Source organism: Syntrophotalea acetylenivorans (genome assembly GCF_001887775.1).
Lineage (GTDB): Bacteria > Desulfobacterota > Desulfuromonadia > Desulfuromonadales > Syntrophotaleaceae > Syntrophotalea_A > Syntrophotalea_A acetylenivorans.
The window spans coordinates 706706-731870 of sequence record NZ_CP015519.1; the positions used below are offsets into that span (position 1 = coordinate 706706).

The 25165-nt window shown below is 49.2% G+C and carries 14 protein-coding genes and 1 pseudogene; 3 read left to right on the forward strand and 12 right to left on the reverse strand.

The genetic code is table 11. From position 1 onward, the window contains the following. Position 1 precedes the first annotated feature (1 nt). The 6 genes and pseudogenes from wecB to A7E78_RS03330 all read right to left on the reverse strand — a co-directional run bounded on the left by wecB (position 2) and on the right by A7E78_RS03330 (position 6877). Positions 2 to 1077 (reverse strand): annotated as a pseudogene (gene wecB, locus A7E78_RS03305) (non-hydrolyzing UDP-N-acetylglucosamine 2-epimerase). An 86-nt stretch (positions 1078 to 1163) separates the two neighbouring features. Beyond that, on the reverse strand, positions 1164 to 1940 hold the full coding sequence (locus tag A7E78_RS03310; protein WP_072282901.1) for a hypothetical protein: 777 nt from the start codon (positions 1938 to 1940) through the stop codon (positions 1164 to 1166). Between the two features lies 1 nt (position 1941). Next, positions 1942 to 3015 (reverse strand): glycosyltransferase family 4 protein, encoded by a 1074-nt coding sequence (locus A7E78_RS03315; protein WP_072282902.1) that lies wholly within the window; start codon positions 3013 to 3015, stop codon positions 1942 to 1944. A 40-nt stretch (positions 3016 to 3055) separates the two neighbouring features. Continuing rightward, positions 3056 to 4237, reverse strand: a complete 1182-nt coding sequence (locus A7E78_RS03320) for an O-antigen ligase family protein (RefSeq protein ID WP_072282903.1) — start codon at positions 4235 to 4237, stop codon at positions 3056 to 3058. Beyond that, complete coding sequence (locus A7E78_RS03325; RefSeq protein ID WP_072282904.1) at positions 4230 to 5348, reverse strand: glycosyltransferase; 1119 nt, start codon at positions 5346 to 5348, stop codon at positions 4230 to 4232. Before A7E78_RS03325 ends, A7E78_RS03320 begins: the two co-directional genes overlap by 8 nt. Positions 5349 to 5452: 104 nt before the next feature. Beyond that, complete coding sequence (locus A7E78_RS03330) at positions 5453 to 6877, reverse strand: lipopolysaccharide biosynthesis protein (protein WP_072282905.1); 1425 nt, start codon at positions 6875 to 6877, stop codon at positions 5453 to 5455. Between the two features lie 699 nt (positions 6878 to 7576). Here A7E78_RS03330 and A7E78_RS03335 point away from each other — a divergent pair. After that, complete coding sequence (locus A7E78_RS03335) at positions 7577 to 9073, forward strand: pectate lyase family protein (protein WP_072282906.1); 1497 nt, start codon at positions 7577 to 7579, stop codon at positions 9071 to 9073. 151 nt (positions 9074 to 9224) lie between these two features. On the opposite strand, the gene A7E78_RS03340 is transcribed toward A7E78_RS03335, so the two are convergent. The 3 genes from A7E78_RS03340 to A7E78_RS14780 form a co-directional block, all read right to left on the reverse strand. Beyond that, positions 9225 to 10334 (reverse strand): pectate lyase family protein, encoded by a 1110-nt coding sequence (locus tag A7E78_RS03340; protein ID WP_145924834.1) that lies wholly within the window; start codon positions 10332 to 10334, stop codon positions 9225 to 9227. A gap of 80 nt (positions 10335 to 10414) precedes the next feature. Further along, entirely contained in the window at positions 10415 to 11830 is a 1416-nt protein-coding gene (locus A7E78_RS03345; protein ID WP_145924835.1) for a fibronectin type III domain-containing protein, read from the reverse strand. A 1001-nt stretch (positions 11831 to 12831) separates the two neighbouring features. Next, positions 12832 to 16077 carry a hypothetical protein gene (locus A7E78_RS14780; RefSeq protein ID WP_083552611.1) on the reverse strand — a complete coding sequence of 1082 codons (3246 nt, stop codon included), beginning with the start codon at positions 16075 to 16077 and terminating at the stop codon, positions 12832 to 12834. Positions 16078 to 16970: 893 nt separating this feature from the next. Here A7E78_RS14780 and A7E78_RS03355 point away from each other — a divergent pair. Further along, positions 16971 to 18608 (forward strand): nucleotide sugar dehydrogenase, encoded by a 1638-nt coding sequence (locus A7E78_RS03355; protein ID WP_072282909.1) that lies wholly within the window; start codon positions 16971 to 16973, stop codon positions 18606 to 18608. Between the two features lie 218 nt (positions 18609 to 18826). After that, on the forward strand, positions 18827 to 19900 hold the full coding sequence (locus tag A7E78_RS03360; protein WP_072282910.1) for an NHL repeat-containing protein: 1074 nt from the start codon (positions 18827 to 18829) through the stop codon (positions 19898 to 19900). Between the two features lie 215 nt (positions 19901 to 20115). On the opposite strand, the gene A7E78_RS03365 is transcribed toward A7E78_RS03360, so the two are convergent. The 3 genes from A7E78_RS03365 to glnD all read right to left on the reverse strand — a co-directional run bounded on the left by A7E78_RS03365 (position 20116) and on the right by glnD (position 25035). Next, positions 20116 to 21330 carry a cofactor-independent phosphoglycerate mutase gene (locus A7E78_RS03365; protein WP_072285029.1) on the reverse strand — a complete coding sequence of 405 codons (1215 nt, stop codon included), beginning with the start codon at positions 21328 to 21330 and terminating at the stop codon, positions 20116 to 20118. A gap of 85 nt (positions 21331 to 21415) precedes the next feature. Next, a complete protein-coding gene (gene xerD, locus A7E78_RS03370; RefSeq protein WP_072282911.1) occupies positions 21416 to 22303 on the reverse strand; it encodes a site-specific tyrosine recombinase XerD in 888 nt (295 codons plus the stop codon). A gap of 20 nt (positions 22304 to 22323) precedes the next feature. Next, positions 22324 to 25035, reverse strand: coding sequence for a [protein-PII] uridylyltransferase (glnD, locus tag A7E78_RS03375; RefSeq protein ID WP_072282912.1), 2712 nt, complete (start codon positions 25033 to 25035; stop codon positions 22324 to 22326). Between the last annotated feature and the right edge of the window lie 130 nt (positions 25036 to 25165).

The following is a 25165-nucleotide window of genomic DNA, read 5'->3' on the forward strand; positions in this document are numbered from 1 at the left end:
ATTAACTGGCATGGAAGTTCATATCGAGTATGGCATCAACGATTCTTTCCGCCGCCTTACCGTCCCATTTCTCCGGTATTTTTCCACCCTTAAATTGGCCATTCAGAATCCGTTCAGCTGCCTCCAGAATTTTATTTCGACTATTTCCAACAATGACATTGGTCCCTTCTTCACAGGTTATTGGTCGTTCTGTATTGTGCCGCAAGGTGATACAGGGAACTCCCAACACCGTCGTTTCTTCCTGCAATCCCCGCTGTCAGTGAGGACCATCGTGGCGCCCATATTCAGGTGCAGAAATTCGAGATATCCGAGGGGAGACGTGAGCCAGATTCCTTCAACCTTGTTCCCCGTGGTAAAAAAATGATCCAGACCAAACTCGCTTACCATCTTGCGGGTGCGGGGATGGATAGGGAAAACAATGGGCAGTTCCCTGGAAATTTCATTTAATGCCTCCAGGATTTCCACCAGGGTTTCTTTATCGTCCACGTTGGAAGGTCGATGAAGCGTTAGAGTGGCATATTGCCGACAACCAAGACCCAGGTCTTTACGAAGACTGAGTCGTTCGGCCATCTCCTTGTGCTTTAGCAAGGTGTCGATCATGACATTGCCGACAAAATATATCTTGTCCTGCGCAACGCCTTCGGTTTTCAGGTTTTGACCTGCCATGTAGTCTGTGATGAAAAGCGCATCGCATAATACGTCGGTACAGAGCCGGTTAATCTCCTCCGGCATGGTCATGTCACGGGAACGAAGTCCCGCTTCCACATGAGCAACACGAATCCCGAGTTTTTTGGCGGTTATGGTACAGGCCATGGTTGAGTTCACATCTCCCACCACGATTACCAGGTCAGGTTGCTCTTTAATACAAACATTTTCGAATTCCACCATGATACGGGCAGTCTGTTCAGCATGCGATCCGGAACCGATTCCCAGGTCTATATCGGGTTTCGGCATACCCAGTTCTTCAAAGAAGACCTGGCTCATCTTTTGATCGTAATGCTGACCGGTATGCACAAGAATATGGTGAATACGATCCGGATATCGATTCATGGCATCGATAATCGGTGAAATTTTCATAAAGTTGGGGCGAGCCCCGACAACATTGATAATTTTCAAATCACAACTCCTCACCAAAGCAAGAGAGAAATCATATATTCAACTCTCTAAACAGCATCATTTAAGACGGGGCCATCCCCAGAATTAATATCTTCTCTGGTAATTATATCCAAAGGGGTCATTAAACCGACGAAGGCCAAAGCTAGCTCCAGTATTTCTCCGACATCGAAAAAAAGTTTATCGATCAGTAGATAGGCAATTAAATTGACACCGCAAAAAATGGCGGTACTCAACGAAGGAGATGGCAAGGTTGAAATCAATTTATTCCGGACAAAAATCCCTATTTTTTTCATAAATGGAATGACAAACCATACAATTCCACAAATTAAGTAAAATAAAGGGTTAAGTATGATATTAAAGTTACGCAAATAATTGCACCTTGGGTCACCATCGGGAAGGCCGCAAATCTTACAGATATTTAAATTGTGTACATTGAATTCATTTTGTTTGTTGTATTCTTGCAGAATTTTCGTTGTTTCAAATTGAAAAACATGCTGTCCCCAGCTCAGCTCTTCTCCAAAACATACGAAGCTAAACAGAGAAAAGCCAACAAGCCAGAAAGCAACCATATTCCAGCCATTTTTCCTAAAATACTTAAGAAATATCATCAAAAATATAATTGCAGAGCATAGCCAGCAGAGTGCTTCAATATATTCTATAAGGCCTTCCCCGTTATAGTTTCTGTTGGCTATTTTTGCGGACCATTCACTCAACGACGGAAAAATAATTCCACTGATACTGATAAGGAAAAACAGGGCTACTATAACCGAGGCTAAATAGGTTCTTTTTAAACTCATGGACAAATTGAATATTGATATCATCACATCACCTTTCCTGCGGCATTTTGTGGCTTTTTCGAAAGGAAGTATTGGTATGCATACAATAACTCACAAAACGGTCTGTCCATTTCTCAAAATCAAACAGGGCTCTTCGATTTTGAACGCCGTGACATAAAGTCTGATACATCGCCCCATCAACGACCATGTCGGACATGGCGTTATATAAACTATCTGCATCTTGAGGCGGAATCAGTATTCCGCATGTTTCATCGACAATTTCAGGTATGGCTTTCCATATCGTCGTAATGACGGGAATTCCTGCATTAAATGCTTCCAGTATCACTCCGGGATACCCTTCCCCGACATAATAGGTGGGCAAAATAAGCGCATCGTGGTTCTGAAGTATTTCCGGAACCCTGTCCGGTTCGGCAACACCGCAATAACTGACACGTTTGCACTGGTTGAAAACGTCTTCCTTCAGGCCATCATAAAACGGTCCATATACATTAACCGATACACTATCGTCAAAGCGCTCCGCCGCGGCGATTAGTTCCGGAATGCCCTTAGTAGGGCGAACATGCCCTAAAAACACGAATCGTCTGCATTTTGCCCTACCTCCGCTACAGTCAGAGAAAGTTCCCGGCAAAGGCCTGCTGGTGGGAAACCACTCTACCCTTTCAAGCCCTGCATCCTTGGCCCCTTGCTGCAGAACCCGGGTCTGAACCAGATAAAGATTGGCTCTCCGTATGACCCACTCGCCGACAAAGCCTTTCAGCCCCTTAAGCTCCCGATGATCATTTCCTCCAAACCGCCTGATCAGAAACGGTTTTTTTGACCAACGGCAGGCGGTATAAACAAAAGGACCGATCAAGGGCAATGCACCCAGCCCGACATGCAGTGTGACAACATCAACGTCACGAACACAACGAAAGATCTCAAAAACAGTCCTCAAAAATTGCCGGATTGCCTTGAACCCCGTACTGCGAATACCACCTGTATTGATAACCCGGACCCGAACATCATCCCTGCTCTGTAGAGAGCTTACTAGATGCTTCAGCGATACGCTGGTGCCACCGACCGGAGGTGGAAGTGTTCCTATTACGCATATCTTAAGAGTCAACGGACTATCCTTTGCTTCGTTAAAGCCACTGGGTCAAAGGTTATGCTTTCGGTGTATCGGCAACAGACTGTATTTCCTCATCCTGTTTCAAGTATACGGCCCCCTGGGCTGCCACCAGAGAGATAAAGAACCAGGTCGGTTTGCGATGAGCCCAGCCCAGTGTCATAACCCCTACAAGCCAGGTTGCAAAAATAAATATCCACAATCTCCTTTTGACTACGGGCATGTCTTTTAGCCCGTAAAGAGCTGCCAGAACAATAGCGATGAATAACAGCAGCCCGACAATTCCAAGGTCGACCATAATCGACAAAAACAAATTGTGGGGTGACATCGGAACCCCGAGAAATGGCTCAACACTAAAAGAAAAGGTGCCAATCCCCGACCCAAAGAACGGATCATGAAAAAATGCCTTCAGGCCACTTCGCCAGATGTTCATGCGCGAACCCAGATCACCGGCAGACACCTGACTGCCTATGGTCATCAACCTGGCCCATGAATAGGATGGGATGTATTTTATTGTTAATAAGCTTGAAACAAGGACCAAAAGGAACAATGCACATTTATTGAACAATGATAGACGGGTAAAACTTGCAACCACAAAAAGCATCGCCACCATCAAGGCAATGAAGGCCGACCTTGAGGCCGTAAGTATGATTGCAATTGTCGCAAGGGGAACATACAGGCGAAACAGCCAGGACATCCAATTGCCCTTCACCAGGGTCCCAAGATACCAGGCGATTGGAACACCGAGCGCTATGGTCAAACCGATATCGTTAGGGTCAAATCCGGCAGCTGAATAACGGAAATACGAACTCTGGGCCCCCTGGAAAAAAGCCATTGCTATGTTGATTATCGGTATCAGTGCTCCAAGAACATAGGCTTTAAGAAGCTGAATTTGCCGTTCTTCAGAAACAGCTATTTCCCAGACAATCCATACAAATACTCCCTGTTGGGCAAACAGTTTGATTGCATCCCGACTGCTGACAAGATCCCTGCTCCAGTAAAAAGTTGCCGTAATCCATATGAAAAAAAATACAAAAAGAATTTGAACAGGCCCAATCCTCCGTATCCTCTGTTTCTTGCATAATAAAAGCATTACAGCAGCGGCAACCAGAATACCGACAAACCGGGAGATCGTTCCGATGCCCGGCAATACGAGCATATTTTCTGCCGGAATCGAAAAAACAAGGAGCCAGAGAAGTCGAAATGCTAATTTATCCACAACACTCCCCTTCAACAACTTTCAGATAATCGTTGACCGCCCACTCGGGTTCGTATCTTTTCATCAACCCGTCATCCAACATACCCTTTTCACTATCAAGACACTCGACAATGGCTTCGGCAAGCTGCCGGGCATCATCGACCGGAACCAGTTTACCAAGGGCACCACCCATAAGAATCTCTTCAGGACCGCTTCGGCAATTGGTAGAAACAACGGCCGCCCCGACGGCAAGGGCCTCGATAAGAACGGTCGGAAGACCTTCCCACTTGGAAGAAAGAGCAAAAACAGCTGCCTTACTCATATATTTATAGGGGTTTATAACAAAACCAGGCAAGGCCACATCTTCGTCTAGATTCAATTCAGATATTAGCTTTTCGAGGTCTGGTCTCAATTCTCCCTCTCCCAGAATCATCAACCGGGCAGCCTGTTTTTCTCTGACTAAAGAGAAAGCCTCTATTAATTTTGCATAATTTTTTTGTTCGCTCAGGCGGCCTACGGATAGGATGACAGGCGGCTCCTCTGAATTGAACCAGGGGTGTTCCAGGATTTCTGCAGCTTTTTCTAAAACCTCGGACGTTATCACCGGGTTATATATTACCTGTATTTTTTCAAGGGGAATCCCTGTGACTTCGGCATAGTCACCGGCCACCCCATTGGAGACCGCAACGATTGCATCAGCCCCGGGAAAAAACCTTCGGATCAAAAACGGGAAGAGCTTTCGTCTGGAAAAGAGCGGTGTTGTCTTCATTTTTTCGGAGACGGTATTGTGCAGGGTAATGATAACCCGGGTTTGAACTCCAGCCAGCCGCTTGGCCCACAGGGCCGCGATATTGGCGTGATCCAGGGCAGAGATCAAAGCTTTTGGACGTTCTGTTCGAAGATATCGAACAAGTGCCGGCAAGCTTGTAAGCACCCTGGATGCCTTTAGATCCACCAGCCTGGCTTCTTCAGGGAGTTGGTCCAGAAAAGGCCCTTCGGCCCTTCCCAGGATAAAATCCACCTTGTGACCTTTACTGACAAACCCATGGGCCAGATTCAAAATGACCCGTTCGGCTCCTGCCCCGACAAGCAGAGGCAGAAAGAGGGCGATGCGATCTGATTGAGATTTCATTGGTCCCCCTGTATTTTGAAAGGTTGTCCTTTCACTGTGCTAACCTCTGTCGTATCTGTTCATTTATCCAGCTCCTGGAAAAATTCCTGGAAAAATACATATACTCAAGGTACCCGCTGTATAAGGCGTGACAGGTGCCCCCTCATCCCTCCTACATTTAAAAGCCATAGCAGAACGCCAAAAACGACCGTACCCCAACTCACCTGAGCGGCAAGCTGTAAACCGCCGCGCAAGTTTTCAATGGGCAGCAGAGCCAGCACCATAATGAACGTTGCAAGAACCAACTTGGCAGCTTCTTTGCCCGGCCAGGGTAAAACAAAGACCTTCCGCCCCATAATCAAACTCAAGACAATACCTATTGCGTAAGCGACAACGGTCGCGTAAGCGGCTCCTATAAAGCCGAAGACCGGAATCCACCAAAGATTTAACGCAACATTAACGACAGCAGCGACCAGGGCAACCCACACTTGACCCATCGTATATTGCCCAAGCTGAAAACTAAGATCAAAATGGAAGGACTTGATTCCGGATAGAAAAGCTCCGAGAGCCACCCATGGGATCAGTCCGGTTGCCGCTTCGCGAAAAGCTTGCCCCAGAAAAACCTCCGCTATGTTGGGGGCCAGCAAAGCAAGACCTGCAGCAGCCGGCAGTGAAATAGTCAACAAAAGAATCGCATTTTTCGAAAGCTGAAGGTTTGCGGCTTCCTTGCCCTTTTGCTCCAGAGCACTGACTGCCAGGGGATATGCAGCGAGATTAACCACCATCATAAATATCCCCAGTGAATTACTGGCAAGATCGTAGCTAACGGAATATAGACCCGTAGCCTCGCTGTGAACCATATATCCCAGAAGAAAACGATCAGAACTTCGAACAATAAATTTCAACGCAAACGTCGCCGTTAGGGGCAATCCATAAAAGAGAAGTTGACGAAAAAGAGCCGAGCTCGCCAGCCGCAGTCGAACCGTTCGCCAGTCCCGCCAAACTTGCCAGATACCCGGCAAAACAAAACCTAATAGCAGCCCGTAAAGAAGGCCATTGACGCCCCATCCCAAGTAGGCGAGTCCACCCCCTACCCCCAGAGCGATAACTGCCTTAAGAAGGGCCAGAAGCCCATACTGGCTTGGGGAAAAACGGCATCGAACAAGCTCCTTGTTAAGTTCGAAGAATGCGCTGCCCCAGAGCAAAATCAACCCAATCGCTACAAACCAGCGGAGCAACGGATCAACCATAAAGAACAAGGCAATGACAGTTGAAATCCCTGTCAATACAACCAAACCGACAAAACCAATAAAAATCGTGGAAAGGAAGACGTCCTGCTCTTCTTTGTAGGCCGGTAAAAACCTTAGTAACCCAAGGCTCAGCCAGCGAAAAAGCACCACATTGAACAACCCTACCCCGGCGACTACCAGAGCGTACTGACCGTAAGCTTCAGGTGAAACGAGTCGAGTCAATACAGGTATCGCCAACAGATTGACTGCCCCGGACAGTCCGCAAGCGACAAAATATAAAGCACTGTGTTTTAAAAGCATCGGGCATAATCCCGGTTAAAATCCGGGACCCTCTTTGAAGAAACTCCCTGGAAGATCTCTCAACTCTCAAGGCAATTTATTTATAGGTAGACGCTTTCTACGAGACTCCTCATATTATTTTCTTCATTGTGATATTGCTTAACCAAGGCCCACGCCATCATGCTGGACAACTTGAAGCCAGCGATTCAGGTAACCCTGCTGTTCTTACAACAATAGAACACTTGAAACCCGATTCAAGGGGTAGCCCCTAAAAGAGGCTGATTGAGAAAATTACGAGGTAGAACAATAAGGAAAGAGAGTCCCTGAACAGGAACCCATTTAATCTTGCAGGAAAATTTCAGTAGAAAATGAAAACAGCATTAAAGAAAGTGGTTAGTTCATACCGTATGTTTCGAAAGCGGCTACCATACCTAACCGGGCTCGCTCATATGCCTCTGGCTACAAACCGCTGACAAATATATAGAACGGTACTCAAGAAATCATGAAAACAATTGACAAGGAAAACACTTTTGTACAAACCCAATATTGCAAGTAAATCGCTAATGATCTGCTATCATTGGTTAAAAGGTAATCGGAATCTAGCATCGACGAGAATTCAAAAAGCATCCCAGGCAAATGCTAGACACTTGGGAAAAATTCTTTTGTGGTTGAAAGTAAGATACATGTCGATTCCCGGCCGCCTATTTCACTATCGAAACTATGGAACTTAAACTAGAAAAAAAATCAAGTCTGGCAATATTAATTGTGTTCCTCCTTACTGCTATTCTTCTTTCCATTTTTGCTTGTTCGGAATTGAATTTGGCATCAGGGCATTCGACCGCCCCACTCCCTGAAGCACAAAGCCATTATGGTAGCAGCAGAGATATTATCAATATTCCTTCGGTTAAGACTCTCAGCAATTCCTCCCTCTGGCCAAAACGAACCTTAAAAGTTTTTCCAGGCGCTGAAGGTTTTGGAACAGAGACCCCGGCTGGACGGGGTGGAAAAATCGTTAAAGTAACAAACCTTAAAGACAATGGTCGCGGTTCCTTGCGCAGGGCAATAAATACAAAGGGTCCAAAAATTATTGTATTTGAAGTAGCGGGAACCATTGAACTTGAATCAAACATAATAATCAGTCATCCCTATTGCACAATCGCCGGACAAACAGCACCACCACCAGGCATAACTATTAAAAATTATGGAATCAAAATTTCCGCTCACGACATTTTGATACAGCATCTGAGAATAAGACCTGGCGACCAGGGGAAAACCAGGGATGGCCGCTGGGACAACCTGGACGCTCTTCAGCTCAATTCTGGTGCCGGAAATGTGGTAATCGATCATGTTTCCGCCAGTTGGGCAGCAGACGAAAACGTAAGCACCTGGACGGGTGGGATGAACAATGTCACTTTTTCCAACTGTATTATCAGCGAAGGGCTGCACAATTCCATTCACACTGAACAACCTCATTCTAAGGGATTGTTGATTGGACCCAATTCCGGAAATGTTTCAATAATTAGCAACCTGATGGCGCACAATTTTGACCGGGTGCCGCAAATCCAGGGAGGCAATAATGTTGTAGCCGTCAATAATCTGATTTATGAGGGTGGCGCATATGCCTTTGTTGATCTGACCGACCCCTATAAAGGAGGTCCGATAAGGGCCAATTTCCAAAGCAACATCTTTATAGATGGCCCTGCCACCTCCGGGAAAAGAATTTTTGCCTTAGCCGATAACCTCCACCCGAAATCCCTGTTTTTCCAGCAAAACAATATCCACATCAATCGCTCTGGGACCCAGGTACCTGTTCTGATCAGGGACAATACACCTGGTGGGATAGAGACTACCGAATCCCCAATTTCGATTTCAGGAATAACTGTAAGGGATCTTGCGGTATTGGAGGATCATGTTTTAGCTACCGCCGGCGCTCGCCCCGGAGAGAGAGGAACTCCCGACGCAGATCCCGTTGATGAAAGAATCGTCAAACAGGTAAAAAGCCGCACCGGCAAGCAGATCGACTGTGTAGAAGGCTGCGACAATTCTTCTCCAAATGGATGGCCAGCCCCTCAAGTATCAAAAAGAGCATTCCCTATCCCACCCTATCCCCATGATGATTTTGATGCCGATGGGTATTCAAATATCGAAGAGGTATTGCATCACATGGCCGAAACGGTAGAAAAATCCAACAAGAATGTTAAATGGTGGCGATGGTAGAGGGTCAACTAAGATAGCCCTGCCTTTTCACATAAAAACAGGGGATGAATCAAGTTTGATTCACCCCCTGTTTGGTTCAACCTATGGGAAAGGCCTTAAATTTTAACCTGTAGCATTTCCCTTTTATACTTTTAATAAACTGCGCCCTGACTTACCTTCCTTCAACCTGCATGGCCATCTGATGCAAGACTTCTTCAAGGTTGGTGTAGCCGTCGCCATCGCTGTCACCGTTCGGGGACGAAGGAATGTACTGATCGAAATCCCGCGAGGTCGAAGAATAGCTGGGCCACAGGCCGCTGGAGTGGTTTTTCCGAGAACCGGTGCCGCTGTATACCTCGGAGACGATCCGTGCGTCGACATCGTCCCGCTGCGCAGGACGGCTGCCGGCATAGGTCAAGACCGAGTCCGCCACCTGACCGCTCGCCAGAGGAGTGTAGTCGGAAATCACGAGGGGCGGCGAGCTGACCCGGCAACCGGCGCTGTCCTTAATCAGATAGGACGGACGGCTCAGATTGACGTTATCGTCTGCATAAAACGCTGAACCGGAAGCCAGGTTGGATTCGGCTTTGATGGCGTAAGCGCCGGAAGCCGACTGCGGACCGTCGACGAAGACATTGCCCTGATAGGTGGCCAGAGTCTTTTCGCTGACGTAATTGCGGGTCATGTTGGAGATAGAGTAGCTATCCCCGCAGTTGTACATGACGTTGTTGGCGATAACGGTGCTGGTTCCACCCTTGAGCTGGGGGTTGCGATCAACATTGTGAGCAAACAGGTTGCCGATGATGGCCACGCGCTTGGGGTTGTTGCTGCTGCCGCCGATCAGCAGACCCTTGGAGTGGGAACCTTCCGAATGGGCCGAGTTCACCAGGGCTTCACCAATAAGACAGTTACTGAAGGTAATGTCATGGGCGTTCGAGGCCCAGGTACTGGAGTTTTCGTCGATACCCCAGGACCAGGAGCAATGATCGATGACGATATTACTGGAGCCACTGCCGGTAATCTGCAAAGCGTCCTTATTGTCCCAGGAACCGTCCGAAGATCGGCCATCGTCACCCACCCTGATGGCGATATGTTGCATCAGAATGTTAGAGGCGGTAATTCGCACACCATGTCCTTTGAGCATGATGCCGGGAAAAGGCGCCGTTTGTCCGGCAATAGTGACATTACCATTGGATATTCTCAGATCGCTGTTCAGATTGATCGCACCGCCAACCTCAAACACGATAGTCCGTGTACCGGAAGCATCTATGGCAGCTCTCAAGGAACCCAAGCCACTGTCATTGAGGTTGGTGACTTTAATGATTTGACCGCCACGACCAGCCGTGGTTTCAGTGCCGAAACCTACCGCGCCGGGAAAGGCCTTGACAGAGCCGCCAGTGGAGCTGGGGGTTCTACCCCACCGGAACCATCACTGGAATCTCCGCCCGAAGATCCGGAGTCGCCGCCGGAAGTATCGGCAGGGATCGTCTCGGAAAGTTCGTTGGACAAAGGCACCTGATGAGGATCGGCCTGTAGCCAGCGGGCCTGGACCTTGAAAGTATGTGCCACGCCGCTGGAAAGCCCTGTGATCACAGTGCTTGTTGCAGTGGTGCGCCAGTCGGTTCCGGTGTCCACGCTGTCGATGATTATGTCGTAACCGCCGGAAGGAACATCGCTGGTGCCAGCAGGCAGACTCCAATTCAGAACGAAGCTGCTACCATCCACCTCTACGCTGTCCAGAATGGGAGCAGGATAAGTAGTCGGCTCCGGTTCGGGCACAATCACGCCTTGAACCGTGATATCGCCGGCAAGATCGAGCTGGGGATATTGAGTTCCGTCGATGTCAGGCAAAATATCATGGTTAACAGCTTCCTCGATGGCAGCGTCACCGCGATTTTCCAGCACATAGTAATGCAGTGTCAATTCGGTAAGGCTATCGTTGAGCACGGCAATTTCGCCCACCAGGTCCACCGGGTCTGCGATATCACCGTCCCGGGCAGCAATAGTCAAGGTTTCAACGGTATTGCTGGTTGCGCTGATCAGGTGGTCGAGGGTCACTGGACTGGAAAAATCTATCAAAGTGTCGCTTAGTTCACTTTGAACCTCCTGGTAACGGCTCAAACTGAGCCCATATTTGACCATATCGGCAGCTTCACCAAGGTAAGCGACGACACCAGGATCACCAGGGCCATAGTTAAAATTATCGAGCCGCAGGAGGAAACTATTCACTGCCATGCTTGCCTGCAGCAGAACCAAATCGTCATCTGTGAACGTTTCAAGGCCGGCCAGCCCTACCATTGGGTCGTTATAGAGATCGCCTTCCTGCAGGCCGCTGATCCCAGCATCTTCCAGCATGGCGATCACTTGTCCAGATGAAAACCCGTTTGCAAGCAAGGTTGTCAGGGGTGAAGCCACCAGCGCTCCGGAATGATCAGCTATCCCCCGCAGAGAACCCTCGTAGGGCTTGCCCGCATGGGTCCCTTTCTGGTCTTCCTTGATGCGTATTGTCGAATCGGTTCGGATCGTTTGTGGAAATCTGAAATTGCCCTCCGCATCGGAGATAGAGGACCTTTGCAACACCTGCTCTTCAGGGGACACTTCCTCAAATACCGCTCCCACGATATAGGGGTCTACGGCTACACCGGAAGTACCACCACTAACTGAAGCACTGTCACTACCTCCACCTCCACCACCACCGCCACCGCCGCAGCCGGGCAACAACAGCATTACGGCGACTAAAATCATCCAACTCGTTCTAAATATCTTTTGCTTCTTCATTTGTACATCCTTTCATAAAGCCTGTTTTGAACTTTATGACTCTGGTTAAAGGGATCGATTCAATACCAATCCGAAAGTCGTCTCCCCCTGCTACCATCCAAGCATTGCACCTGCGCTCGACAGCGCTAACTTATATAGCTTTTTTTGAACTACGATTATGTTTCCTGCATTAATAGCAAAGGAGATGCCAAAACCTTGGATGTAATAATTCGCAACCCTAGTTCCGTCAATTTTGAGGCAATGTATTATCAGCTAGTTACACAGGTTGGAAACTGCCAACACTTTGAGATGTTTGGTTAATTAAGGATTGATAGAGATGTGATTAGTATTTTCCATATCAATAAATGAATGGTTTTAATAACTTGCACAGTAATTTTAAAAAGTGTCAAAAACTGGTTTCAGCATCGGCCTTCTCGCTTAGATACTCAATGTTCATGACTGTTTCTTTGGTTTTATATAGAAAAAAAATGGTTATTGTAAATCTGCCTCGTGTGTTATGAAACTCTCATCTGTTTTACAATTCAACCACCGATTCGGTCATCTGAATGTCACCCATGAGCGACGCTGGAATATGAACGTTTAAGAAAGGCCTGACAACACCCTTTTAAAACTGTTGTCTATTTGTGACAAACCTGCGCAAATACGCAAAACTGCAGCTAATAGTCGAAAGGCCTGGAGAAACAAACTGAAAACTATAAGTAGAAGTTCTCGGACATTACTGGTCGAATGGCCCAGTTTTAGAAATATCCTGAAGCGCGAAACCGAGCCTAGAACTCTCTTCACCTAAATACCCAAACCTTTCCTCTTGATTTACAATTGCGAACAGAAATACTGCCTATCATCCATTCCAGGGCAATACAATTTTCTAGCTCTAATATAGAAAAAGGGGGGGAAGAATCAGAACTGATTCTTCCCCCCCTTTTATTGTGCAATGCTTGGAAAATGCTCATGGATTACCAGGGGAGCATTTCCCTTATGTGCTTAAGTATAAGCAGACATTTTTACCTGCCTTCCACCTGCAGAGCCATCTGGTACAGCACTTCTTCAATGTTGGTGTATCCGTCGCCATCGCTATCACCAGTGGGGTTCGACGGAATGTACTGATCGAAATCACGCGTGGTCGACGGATAATTGGGCCACAGGCCGCTGGAATGGTTCTTCCGTGAACCGTTCCCGTTATAGACCTCGGAAACGATCCGAGCATCGACATCGTCCCGTTCTGCAGGACGGGTGCCGGTATAGGTCAGAACGGAATCGACTACCTGGCCGCTAGCCAGAGGCGAATAATCTGCAATAGCAAGGGGAGCAGAACTCACCCTGCAGCCGGCACTGTCTTTGATCAGGTAAGAGGGACGACTCAGGTTGACATTGTCGTCGGCATAAAAGGCTGATCCGGACGCCAGGTTGGACTCGGCCTTTATGGCGTAAGCACCCGATGCGGATTGGGGACCATCGACGAAGACGTTGCCAAGGTAACTGGCCAGGGTTTTCTCGGTCACATAATTCCGAGTCATGTTGGAGATAGAGTAGCTATCGCCGCAGTTGTACATGACGTTGTTGGCCACCACGGTGCTGGTTCCACCCTTCAACTGAGGATCGCGGTCGACGTTGTGGGCGAACAGGTTGCCGATAATCGCGATATTTTTCGGATTGTTGCCGCTGCCACCAATAAGCAGCCCTTTCGAGTGGGAACCTTCGGAATGGGTCGAGTTAACCAGAGCTTCGGCGATAATATTGTTACTAAAGGTGATGTCGTGGGCACCCGAAGCCCAGGTACTAGAGTTCTCGTCGATACCCCACGACCAGGAGCAGTGGTCGATGACGATATTGCTGGCACCGCTGCCGGTGATCTGCAAGGCGTCCGCGTTATCCCAGGAACCGTCTGCAGTGCGGCCATCGTCACCTACGCGGATCGCTATATGCTGCATCAAAATGTTGGAGGTGTTAATACGCACTCCGTAACGCTTGAGCATGATACCCGGGAAAGGTGCAGTCTGACCGGCAATGGTAACGTTGCCGTTAGAGATGCGCAGATCGCTGTTCAGGTTGATGGCACCACCAACTTCAAAGACGATAATACGCGGACCTGAGGCCTCGATAGCGGCCCGCAGAGAACCTGACCCGCTGTCGTTGAGGTTGGTAACTTTGATTATCTGCCCACCACGACCGGCAGTGGTTTCAGTACCAAACCCGACTGCACCGGGGAAGGCCTTGACCGCGCCGCTGTCGGAGCTGGGAGGCTCTACCCCACCGGAACCGCCGTCGGAAGGATCGGAATCGCCGCCGGAAGTATCGGTCGGAATGGTGCCGGAAAGTTCGTTGGACACGGGCACCTGATGGGGGTCGGCTTGCAGCCAGCGGGCCTGAACCTGGAAGCTATGGGCCGTGCCGCTGGAAAGCCCGGTAATGACGGTGCTGGTCCCGGTGGTACGCCAGTCGCTGCCGGTGTCGGTACCATCAATGATAATATCGTAACCGCCGGAAGGAACATCACTGGTGCCGGCAGGCAGGCTCCAGTTCAGAACGAAACTGCTGCCATCCACGTTTACGCTGTCGAGAATGGGCGCAGGATAAGTAGTCGGCTCCGGCGTGGGAAGAGGGTTTACAGTAATGACACCGGAAAGCTCGTTGGACAGAGGCACCTGATGGGGATCGGCCTGCAGCCAGCGGGCCTGGACCTGGAAGGTATGAGTCGCGCCAATTTCCTGACCCGTGATCACGATACTGGTCTGGGTGGTACGCCATTCGGTACCGGTGTCCACGCCGTCGATGATGATATCATAACCGCCCGAAGGAACTTCATTGGTGCCGGCGGGCAGGCTCCAGCTTAATACAAAGTCACTACCGTCTGCATCCACGCTCTCCAGAATAGGAGCGGGATAGGCAGCAGGCTGCGGCTCAGGGGGCAGACTAACAGGTATGATACCGGTAAGTTCGTTGGACAGTGGAACCTGGTCCGGGTCGGCCTGCAGCCAACGGGCTTGAATCTGGAAGGTGTGGTTTACGCCGGCTTCCAGACCAGTGATCGCGATAGAGGTGCCGGTGGTACGCCATTCGGTGCCGGTATCGGTGCCATCGATGATAATATCGTAACCGCCTGAGGGAATTTCGCTGGTACCGGCAGGCAGGCTCCAATTCAGTACAAAATTGTTGCCGTCAACTTCGACGCTGTCCAGACTGGCCGTAGGGTAAGCGGTCGGCTCCGGTTCGGGAGGGGTTACCTGGAAGGCCGCCGAAATCTCGTTGGAGAGCGGACTTTCATCGGGATCGGCCTGCAGCCAGCGAGCCTGAACCTGGAAAGTATGGCTTACGCCTGGTTCAAGACCGCTGATAACCATAGTGGTCTCAGTGGTACGCCATTGGGTACCGGTATCCACGCCGTCGATGACAATATCGTAACCGCCGGAGGGAACTTCGCTGAGGCCATCAGGAAGACTCCAATTCATAACGAAGGTATTACCGTCGACTAACACGCTGTCCAGTATGGCGGCCGGATAAGCAGCGGGAGCAGGATCAGGAGTAGATCCAATGTCGCTAGAGGCCACCGATCCGTCCTGGTTATAAATGGTCACCAATCCGCTGAAATCGATCCGGGGGTATTGGGTCCCGCTGATATCCGGAAGGATATCGTAGCCGATCGCATCCTCGATGGCTGCATCACCCCGATTTTCCAGGACATAGTAATGCAGTGCCAGCTCGGAAAGGCTGTCGCAGAGCGAAACACACTCGGCAACTGGATCTGTAATTTCACCGTTACTGGCCCACACGGTCAATGTTTCAAGATAATTGTTCGTGCCGCTGATCAGATGGTCGATCGTCAGAGGACGATTGAAATCAGCCAAGGTGGGATTCAACTGAGTAACCACTTCCTGGTAGCCTGCCTGGCTGAGGCATCTCTTGACCATCTGTACGGCTTCATCCAGATAGGCAAGATCACCTGCATCACCGGGGCCCCAGGAATAATTGTCCAGGCGCAACAAAAAGAGGTTTACGGCAGTTGAAGCCTGCAGCAAGGTAATCTGGCCGTCAGTAAAGTTTTCCAGCCCAGCCAAACCTTCCATGGGATCTTTATAAATATCGTTTTTCCGCAAGCCACTGATGCCTGCATTTTCCAGCAGAGAAACGACCTGATCGGCAGAAAAGCCATTGGCCAGAAGCTGGGTCAGGGGCGAATTAACGGTAACACGCCGCCCGGCAGAAGCCTCCGTGAGACTACCGAGCAGGAAAACTCCTGCAAGCAACGTCATTAAACATGTTCTTAAAACTTTTCCTTTAAACATCTGAAATCCTTCCATGAAGCTCGTGACACAATTTATTAGCCGGGTTAGTGGGATAAGGAAACGACCTACCCCATTGACCACCCCCACCCTGTACACAGGGATCACCACAATGCACAACTAGTTGATCTAGGGGGATTTTCTATGCATACGAATTTACAGGAAAGGACATAAGCAACGGATGTGCCAAAACATCAGACCTAAGATGTTTCACCAAATTGAACCTGTATTTCCCGGACAACCTATTTTCAACCAGTTACATAGATTAGGTTTTATTTATTTCCAAACAAGAGGAATGGCTTTCCTGGAGAGGCAATGGATTATTGAAATCTAGCTATGCAATTTCAAGAATGATCAAGGCAATTTAGCGCTTCACAAAAAAACAGAACATAAATTTGTTAGCACCTCTGGCCTTTTGGCGTATACCACATGACGTCAGGACAAAACTTTTCTATATGTTGTTGAAAAATAATGTTTTTATAGTCCCAAACGCGCATAAATCATAAAAACAATCCACCTCTCTGGTTGTTAGATATCTTCCTGATTATCCAGATTGTCATCTCCAAGCGACAGTTGCCTTCTATTTTTAGACTTAATGGCTTCAAGAGTCTTAGGAGAGCATTCGTCAATGGGCTAAAAACAGCCCCCAATGGGGAAATGCCGCGACAGACAAACTTATACAAGCTGGACAATAGGCAAAACATGTCGGGATATGGATACACCCGGTCTTGAATACTTCCAAAGATAGGAGATAATGGTATCTGGCGAGGCAATGCCCTGAAGGGTTAAAACCGTCACCCAGGATTATAGGCTTTGTAGATTTATAAGGATTATTCCCGGGTGCCGAACCAAGGAGGCTCTCTATGACCTATTCAGTCAGCCCTGCCGGGGAACGATTTCCCCTCCCCGGCGAGAAAGACTATGCCGACGAGTTTTTCAAGCTTGAGCAGCTTGTTGCCGATAAACGTGATGAAGGCAAGGAGATTGTCGTGGTCATGGGGCTCGGTTTTGTCGGAGCGGTCATGGCTGCGGTCGTTGCGGATTCAGTCGATCCAAGTACGTCCCTGCCTGGAAAGTTTGTTATCGGCATGCAACGACCCAGCACCAGAAGCTATTGGAAAATTCCCTTATTTAACCAGGGAATCTGTCCCCTAAAAGCCGAAGACCCTGAGGTGGCTGAAATCATAGAGCGCTGCGTCGTAAAGAAGAAGAACCTCATTGCCACCTATACCAATGAGGTTCTTAAACTTGCGGATGTGGTCGTGGTAGACATCCAATGCGATTTTCTTAAACAGGACCTGGGTGATCTGCGTACTGGCTATGCCGACATTAGTGCCCTTGAGGAAAGCTTCAGGATTCTTGGGGAAATGATTTCTCCAGACTGTATGGTGCTCATTGAAACCACGGTACCGCCTGGCGCTACTGAATATATCGCTTATCCCGCCATCAAAAAGGCTTTTCGGCAGCGAGGCCTTTCCGGCGAACCGTTATTGGCTCATAGTTATGAGCGAGTGATGCCCGGCAAAGAATATGTAAAATCCATTCGTGATTTTTGGCGGGTCTGCAGCGGGATCAACCCGGAGAGCCGCACTCGGGTCAAAAAGTTTTTGGAAGAAGTTCTCAATACTACCGATTTTCCCCTTACCGTACTCGACAGGCCTATTGAAAGCGAAACCTGTAAAATTGTGGAGAACAGCTACCGAGCCACGATCCTTGCTTTTCTTCACGAGTGGAGTCTGTTTGCCGAAACGAACGGCGTCGATCTCATCAAGATAATCGACGCGATAAAAGTGCGACCTACACACAGCAATATGATTTTCCCGGGGCCTGGAATTGGCGGCTACTGTCTGCCCAAGGACGGGGGGCTGGGGCTGTGGGCCTACCGTCACCTGATGGGCTTTGAAAACGAGATTTTCCAGATTACTCCCGAAGCCATCAATATCAACGATACCCGTCCGCTGCATGTGGTACAGCTTGTGAGAGACGCCCTGCGAAACATGGGAAAAATCGTGGCGGCCACGCCGATTACCATCCTGGGTGTCTCCTATCGAGAGGATGTGGGCGACACTCGCTACAGCGGTTCGGAAATTGTTCTGCGCAAGCTGACAGAGATGGGGGCTGAAGTTAAGGCACATGACCCCTATGTCGAGCATTGGTGGGAAATTGAAAAACAGGATAGTTATCCGGCTACCGGGATGAGTCTATCGCGTTTTTTCCGAAATCAGCAGGAATTGGATGACTTTGCCATGACCCGCGAGTTATCCGATGCGCTGTGCAATGCCGAAGCCGTTGTTTTAGCCGTACGCCACGCGCCCTATTTAACCCTGACACCGGATGAAATTTTGCGCATGGCTGGCGGCCCTATTGCCGTAGTCGACTGTTTTGGCATTTTGACGGATGAACATATTCAGCGTTATTTCGAGTTGGGCTGCGAGGTAAAGGCCCTTGGTCGCGGGCATGTCAAGCGTATCAAAGATACGGTAAAAAATGCCAGAGGATAGAGGAACCCTTGTCTTTAATATCCACCCTTTTAAGACTTTATTACTTACTGCAGGAGATAATTGACAACAAGAAACGGTCCTATAACCCATACAAGAAAAACCAGGGGACCAGGGTCGATACCCTTTTTTCTCTGCATATCGGATAAGCCTGCACTAGAACGATTCGGAATCTAGGAACGATAGAATTTCCTCAGTGAGAACAGATCCTGGAGAAGAAAATGAAAGGTCTCGCTAGAGCACTTTGCCTGCTAACTACCTTAAGTATATTGGCTTGTGGCGGTAGCGGTGGGGGGGGATCGACCGATGTGGCAGAAACGGCGGGGCTCTCCGTCACGATCGAAGATTTCGGTGTCAACATGACTGAGGCAGAGTCCAAATGGTGGGGAGGCGTCCGAGGGCCGGACGGCAAGATCTATGGAATACCTTACGGTTCGAATGACATCCTTATCATAGACCCGATCGCAAATACCGCAACGCGCAGCTCTATGGGAACAAGCCTTTCCGGTTCCAGCAAATGGGCAAGTGGATGCCTTGGCCCTGACGGAAAAATTTATTGCATTCCTTATGATGCTCCAGACGTTCTGATCATTGACCCGTTAGCAGGAACCGCAGCTCGAAACAACTTTGGATTGAATCTGACCGACACGGCTAAATGGGCGGGAGGAGTGCTGGGTGCTGATAATAAAATTTATTGCATTCCGCGAGATTCCACAAACATTCTTATCATCGACCCAGTCAACGGAACCGCTTCCCGCAGCAACATGGGAACGGTCCTTACCGGCCCCCACAAGTGGACCGGGGGAGTGCTCGCTGCAAACGGAAAGATTTACGGCGTTCCCCGCAATGCTATGGATATCCTTATCATTAACCCGGCCACCGGGACGGCCTCCCGGAGCAATATGGGAGCAGCTCTCACCAGCATTCATAAATATGCCGGGGGAATTCTAGCGCCTAATGGGAAGATTTACGCCATTCCTTATACCGATTCCCCTGCTATTCTGATCATCGATCCGGCAGCCAATACGGCAACACTCAGTACTATGGGGGTAAACCTTTCCAATTCAGGGTGGTCAGAAGCAATCCTTGGTCCAGACAATAAAATTTACGCCATTCCATACACGGCTTCAAATCTATTAATCATTGATCCTGTTGCCGGCACCGCTTCACGCATCTCGATTTCCGGTGTGGAATCGACAGCCTCCGGCAAATGGGTGATGGGAGATATTATAAACAAAGGATTCTACGGGATCCCTTACAAGGCCACGGATATTATTCGTGTGAAAATTCTTTAGTTAGCGTACTGGTTCTATTTTACAAATGCAGCTTAAGTTATATGCCGCCTCTATCAATACCCTGGTTTACTTAAGGATATACATCATTGATAGCATGACCTGTCTTGAAACTATTTCTCACCAAAGAAAAAAGGCCATGATGTCTTTTCTGACATCGTGGCCTTTTTTATATACCCGCACCCCGCTGGAACTGCACGCTGGCAACCGGGGTTCTCTCAAGAACAGCCTGTAATCAAACGATTCATTAATTCATAACCGTGTTCAATGAAGAATCCGGTATCGACTGCCGCTTTTTCATGATAGGCACTGCCGGCAAAAGCGTTAGGGTTGTCCTTGGCCCGCGAGTCGAACAGGATAAAGGGTACTGCATCCCCGGTATGGGTCATTTTTGAAATCGGTGTCGGATGATCAGGCAGAACCATTAAACGAAATTCTCCCAGCGCGGGAAGACCTTCCAGCACGGTACCGACGACCAATTCATCGAAAGATTCGATAGCACGAATTTTTTCCGGCAAATCCCCGCTATGGGACGCTTCATCAGGAGCCTCTACGTGAACATACACATAGTCTCTGGTTTTAAGAGACTCCAGTGCATAACGTCCCTTGGCCAGGTAATCGGTATCGAGATAGCCCGTAGCGCCCGGCACCTCGATAACGTCGAGACCGGCATAGACTCCTATACCTTTAATCAGGTCAACAGCCGATATGACCGCCCCGCTGATACCGAATTTTTGCCGCAAAGTTTCCATTTGCGGAGCACGGCCATGGCCCCATAACCAGATAGCATTGGCTGGTTTATTTCCGGAGGCAATGCGCTCCCTGTTGACCTCGTGAGTCTCAAGCAAAGCCTTGGCACGGTTGGCGAGGTCCTGCAATGTTTCGGCACCCTCCCCTTTTGGCAGGAATTCAGCCACGGGCTGTCCGGTAATATCATGGGGCGGGGTAAAGGAAAGCTGGTCTCTGCCACCATGCCATACCATGAGGTGGCGATAAGAAACCCCCGGATGAAAAGAGAAGTTTTCCCCTCCGAATTCCTGCTGCAAAGCCTCGACAAGCTGTCCGGCCTGTTCTGAACCGATGTGACCAGCGGAAAAGTCATCCATATACACTTCACCATCGCGGTCACCAAGAGTAACCAGATTCAGGCGAAACGCGATATCGTCCGGTCCGAGTTCAACCCCCATGCTGGCAGCTTCCAGAGGTGAACGACCGGTATAGCAGACAGCTGGGTCGTAGCCAAAGGCCGACAGATTAGCGACATCACTGCCGGGCGGATACCCAGCGGGAATGGTCTGGACCATGCCAAGAGCACCCTGGCGAGCGAGACGATCCATATTGGGGGTATCGGCTGCCTGGAGAGGCGTTTGACCATTCAATTCGGCCAAAGGCTCATCAGCCATTCCATCACCTAACAGAACTACATATTTCATAATAACCTCAAACAAATACCATCGTTAATCGTCTGTGCGTAATCAATTGAAACAGAGAGAAGAAATGTCGTTCCGGTGTTTCGAATTACCCTCTGGGATGAATCAGTGCATGTAAGCGTTTCAGCCGTTCCCGGGTAACGTGGGTATATATCTGAGTAGTAGATATATCGGCATGACCCAGCATGGTTTGAACAGCGCGTAAGTCCGCCCCATTATCGAGCAGATGGGTGGCAAAGGAATGACGTAATGTATGCGGGGTAATATTTTTGCTGATCCCGGCTTGCAAGGCTCGCCGCTTAATAATCTTCCAGAAGCCCTGACGTGTCAACCCATTCCCCGATCGGTTGAGAAACAGAAACGAGTTCACTCTGTCCTTGACCAGGGACGGACGTCCCATATTCAGATAATCACGCAATTCTCCAAGGGCCGATTCTCCCATGGGAACGATGCGTTGCTTGCCGCCCTTGCCAAAGGCGGTTAAATAGCCGACATCGAGTTGCAAATCAGAAACCTTAAGCCCGACCAGTTCAGATACCCGAAGCCCCGTTGCATAAAGCAGGTCGAACATGGCTCGATCCCTCAGATCAAGGGGAGTATCACCAATCGGTGCCGCAAGTAAACGTTCCACCTCTTCCGGAGACAAGGTCTTTGGCAAACTACTCAGGGTTCGCGGAGCCTTGATCTGACTAGTGGGATTCTCGCAGGCGTACCCTTCGGCAAGCAAAAAGCGATGAAAAGTCCGCAAGGCTACGAGAGTCCTCGCCCGGCTCCGGGAGGACAGTCCGGACTTTTTTAAAGAGCCGAGAAAATCCAGCACCAGCGTGGCCGTGGCCTGATCCGGATGGTGAGCTTCTTTCTCGAGCAGAAACCCCACATAGCGGGACAGGTCCCTTCCATAAGCCTCCAGCGTATTAGCCGACAAGCCCTTTTCGACAGTCAGATAGTTAAGAAAAAGGTCGAGCTTTTGGTTCATACATTCCTGCTTTACATTGACTATTCTTCGCCTGAGCTATCGATAGCATTAAGCAGATTCTGGCGTAGCTCGGAAATGCGGTCAGGGTCGGTAATCTTTTGGCTGAAAATATCGCGGACGTAAAAAGTATCGGCCACTTGATCGACCTTTGTCGAGATTTTAGAAACGCCAATATAGAGGCCCATATCTCGCAAAGTCTTGCTGATGGTATAGAGCAAGCCAACTTTATCGTGGGTATAGATATCGAGGACCGAATAATCCCTGGACACCTCGTTGTCAATTTCCATACGGCTGGGCTTCCGTGGCTTTGGAGAAGTCGGCAACGCCTTGACTTGCTGGCGATCACGAACAAGATCATCAACCTGCATGCGTCCTTCAATCACAGCTTCAAGAGAGCTGCGCACCTGTTCCCACTTTTCCTGAGAGACGATCGGTCGGCCCTGATGACCCCGCACCTGCAAAACATCAAAAGCCAGTCCGTCATTATGGGTGTAGATCTGCGCCCCGAGGATGTTGATATTATAAGCCGCCATCACACCCGTGATCATGGTGAAGAGACCGGCAACATCCAGGGTGACAATCGTCAGCTCCGTATAATTTGCATCCTTTTCGTTGGTTGCCTTAAAAGCCAGGGTGGAATCTCGCCGATTCATGATCAGGCGTATGTGTTCGGCGATATTTGCCGAACGCTGCGCAAACAGGTAGCGCATACTCATCAAATTGAGACGCTCCTTGACAGCGCGTTCACTGTACTCGCCCTTCAACAACTCCACAACCCGGCGTTTGCGATTGCGAATCCTCTCCGAACGGCTCTCCCGGTAAAAGTCGCCGCGCTCCAAAACATCGTAGGCCTTTTCATAAAGCTCTTGTAAAAGCAAACCCTTCCAGGCGGTCCAAACATCCGGGCCAACGGCCCTGATATCGGCAACGGTCAACAAAAACAACATACGCAGATTTTCGCTCATGCCCATCTGCCGGGCAAACTGCACGATCAATGCATCATCGTGCAAATCCCGTCGTTGGGAGATATGAGCCATCTGCAAATGATTCCGCACTAAAAACTCCAGGCGACTGGCGTCTTCCTTATTGAGACCGAGGCGCCGGGCGATGGTCGGGATCATGTCAGCACCTTTGTTGCAATGGTCCTTTCCCTGCCCTTTACCTATATCGTGGAGAAGAGCTGCTAACAGCAACAATTCTCTTTTTTCGAGGTCATTGGCCACCTTACTCAGAAGTTCAAATGATTTATCGTATTCTCCCTGTCGGATTTTTACCAGTTCTTCCAGGGCAAAAAGGGAATGAAAGTCTACGGTGTAGATATGGTAAGCATCGTGCTGCACCTTGCAGTAAAGACGACCGAATTCAGGTATGAAGTGATTCAAAAAACGCAAATGATGCATGGTATTCAAGGCATCGAAGACCCGGTGCGGAAAACGCAGAATCGCCATAAAGTCATCGGTCATTGTCCGAGAACGACGTACCCGGTCGTTGATTCGATGTAGATTTTCCCGGATCAACGTTTTTATTTGGATACTGACCTTAACCCCTTGCTCCTGAGCAAGGCGGAAGGCCCGCATCATCAGCTCCGGTTTTTCTTCAAACAAACCGTCCTGCTCAACCCGCAATTCGTTTCCGTGAATGTAGAAATGGTCTCCAACTTGGCGTCGTACGGGCCGTCTGCTGCTATGAACCGCACGCGTCGACTGGGCGTCAAGGGCCCCCATCACCTTAGCCATCAGGTAAGACGTAATATGCTCTACATGGGTGGCATGGGCATAATAGTCCTGCATAAACTGTTCGACTGCAGGAGCTTGCTTGGTATCCTGATAACCTAGAAAGTGAGCGATCTTTTCTTGTTGGTCGAAACGAAGCTGCTCGTTTTTTCCCTTGGACAAATAGTGCAGTTCGTTGCGTATTCTCCACAGATAGTCGAGGGCCCTCTCAAATTCCTCCCCCTGCCGTTCGGTAACCATTCCTTTCATAATCAGTTCGCGCAGGTTTCGGCATTTATACTTGGCCTGGGCCATCCACAAAGCGGTTTGGATATCACGCAGTCCCCCTTCCCCCTCTTTGATATTGGGTTCCAGTAAAAAGACCGATGATCCGTACTTGCCCATCCGTCGTTCATGTTCAACCAGCTTTTCCTGCAAAAACTTTTTACTGTTCCAGCTGTATATTTTGCTGACCACCGTCCGTTCAAATTCAGCGTAGCACTCCCGACTACCGGTCAGATACCGCGTATCGAGCAGAGCGGTACGCACAGTGGTGTCTTTTTCGGCCATATCAATACAATCGCGACTGGCACGAACACTGTAGCCAACCTCAAGATTCAAATCCCAAAGAACATACAGCATCCGTTCGGACAGAGCTTCGGCATAGTCCTGGCCTTTGCTGGAATAAAAAAACATCAAATCGATATCGGATCTGGGATTGAGCTGCGCGCGACCGTATCCCCCAACAGCCAGCAATACGCAAAACTTCTCTTTATCTTGAGGCAGGCCTTCAGAGGCAGTCCGATACAACCTCTGCAGCAAAATGTCGTTTAATTCCGTCACCTGTTCAACGACTGCTCGACCACCGAGTCCTGCACGGTGCCGGTCACGGATTTCCGACTGCCCCTTTGAAAGAAAGGCCCGGGCGGCCTCAACCAGCAGCAAGCGATTCCCCTGATAGTCTTGCTTGCAAGCCGCTATCAGTTCGGCAGTAAAATAGGCATCGATATCAAATAACATGACAGGTCCTTATTTGATGCATTAGCAAAAACCTACAAAATGGATCAGAAAGGATTTCATCCTGCAAAACCTGGTGTTTTTCAGGGATAGAGGCATACATCGAAGTCCTGAAAAAATGTCGTGAATTCGG

What these genes read in the sequence shown, in the direction of transcription:
- A7E78_RS03325 (WP_072282904.1), bottom strand. Translation starts at nt 5,348, where the DNA reads ATGAAATCTCAATCAGATCGCATCGCCCTCTTTCTGCCTCTGCTTGTC.
- A7E78_RS03330 (WP_072282905.1), bottom strand. Translation starts at nt 6,877, where the DNA reads ATGCTTTTAAAACACAGTGCTTTATATTTTGTCGCTTGCGGACTGTCC.
- A7E78_RS03335 (WP_072282906.1), top strand. Translation starts at nt 7,577, where the DNA reads ATGGAACTTAAACTAGAAAAAAAATCAAGTCTGGCAATATTAATTGTG.
- A7E78_RS03345 (WP_145924835.1), bottom strand. Translation starts at nt 11,830, where the DNA reads ATGAAGAAGCAAAAGATATTTAGAACGAGTTGGATGATTTTAGTCGCC.
- A7E78_RS14780 (WP_083552611.1), bottom strand. Translation starts at nt 16,077, where the DNA reads ATGACGTTGCTTGCAGGAGTTTTCCTGCTCGGTAGTCTCACGGAGGCT.
- A7E78_RS03355 (WP_072282909.1), top strand. Translation starts at nt 16,971, where the DNA reads ATGACCTATTCAGTCAGCCCTGCCGGGGAACGATTTCCCCTCCCCGGC.
- A7E78_RS03360 (WP_072282910.1), top strand. Translation starts at nt 18,827, where the DNA reads ATGAAAGGTCTCGCTAGAGCACTTTGCCTGCTAACTACCTTAAGTATA.
- A7E78_RS03365 (WP_072285029.1), bottom strand. Translation starts at nt 21,330, where the DNA reads ATGAAATATGTAGTTCTGTTAGGTGATGGAATGGCTGATGAGCCTTTG.
- xerD (WP_072282911.1), bottom strand. Translation starts at nt 22,303, where the DNA reads ATGAACCAAAAGCTCGACCTTTTTCTTAACTATCTGACTGTCGAAAAG.
- glnD (WP_072282912.1), bottom strand. Translation starts at nt 25,035, where the DNA reads ATGTTATTTGATATCGATGCCTATTTTACTGCCGAACTGATAGCGGCT.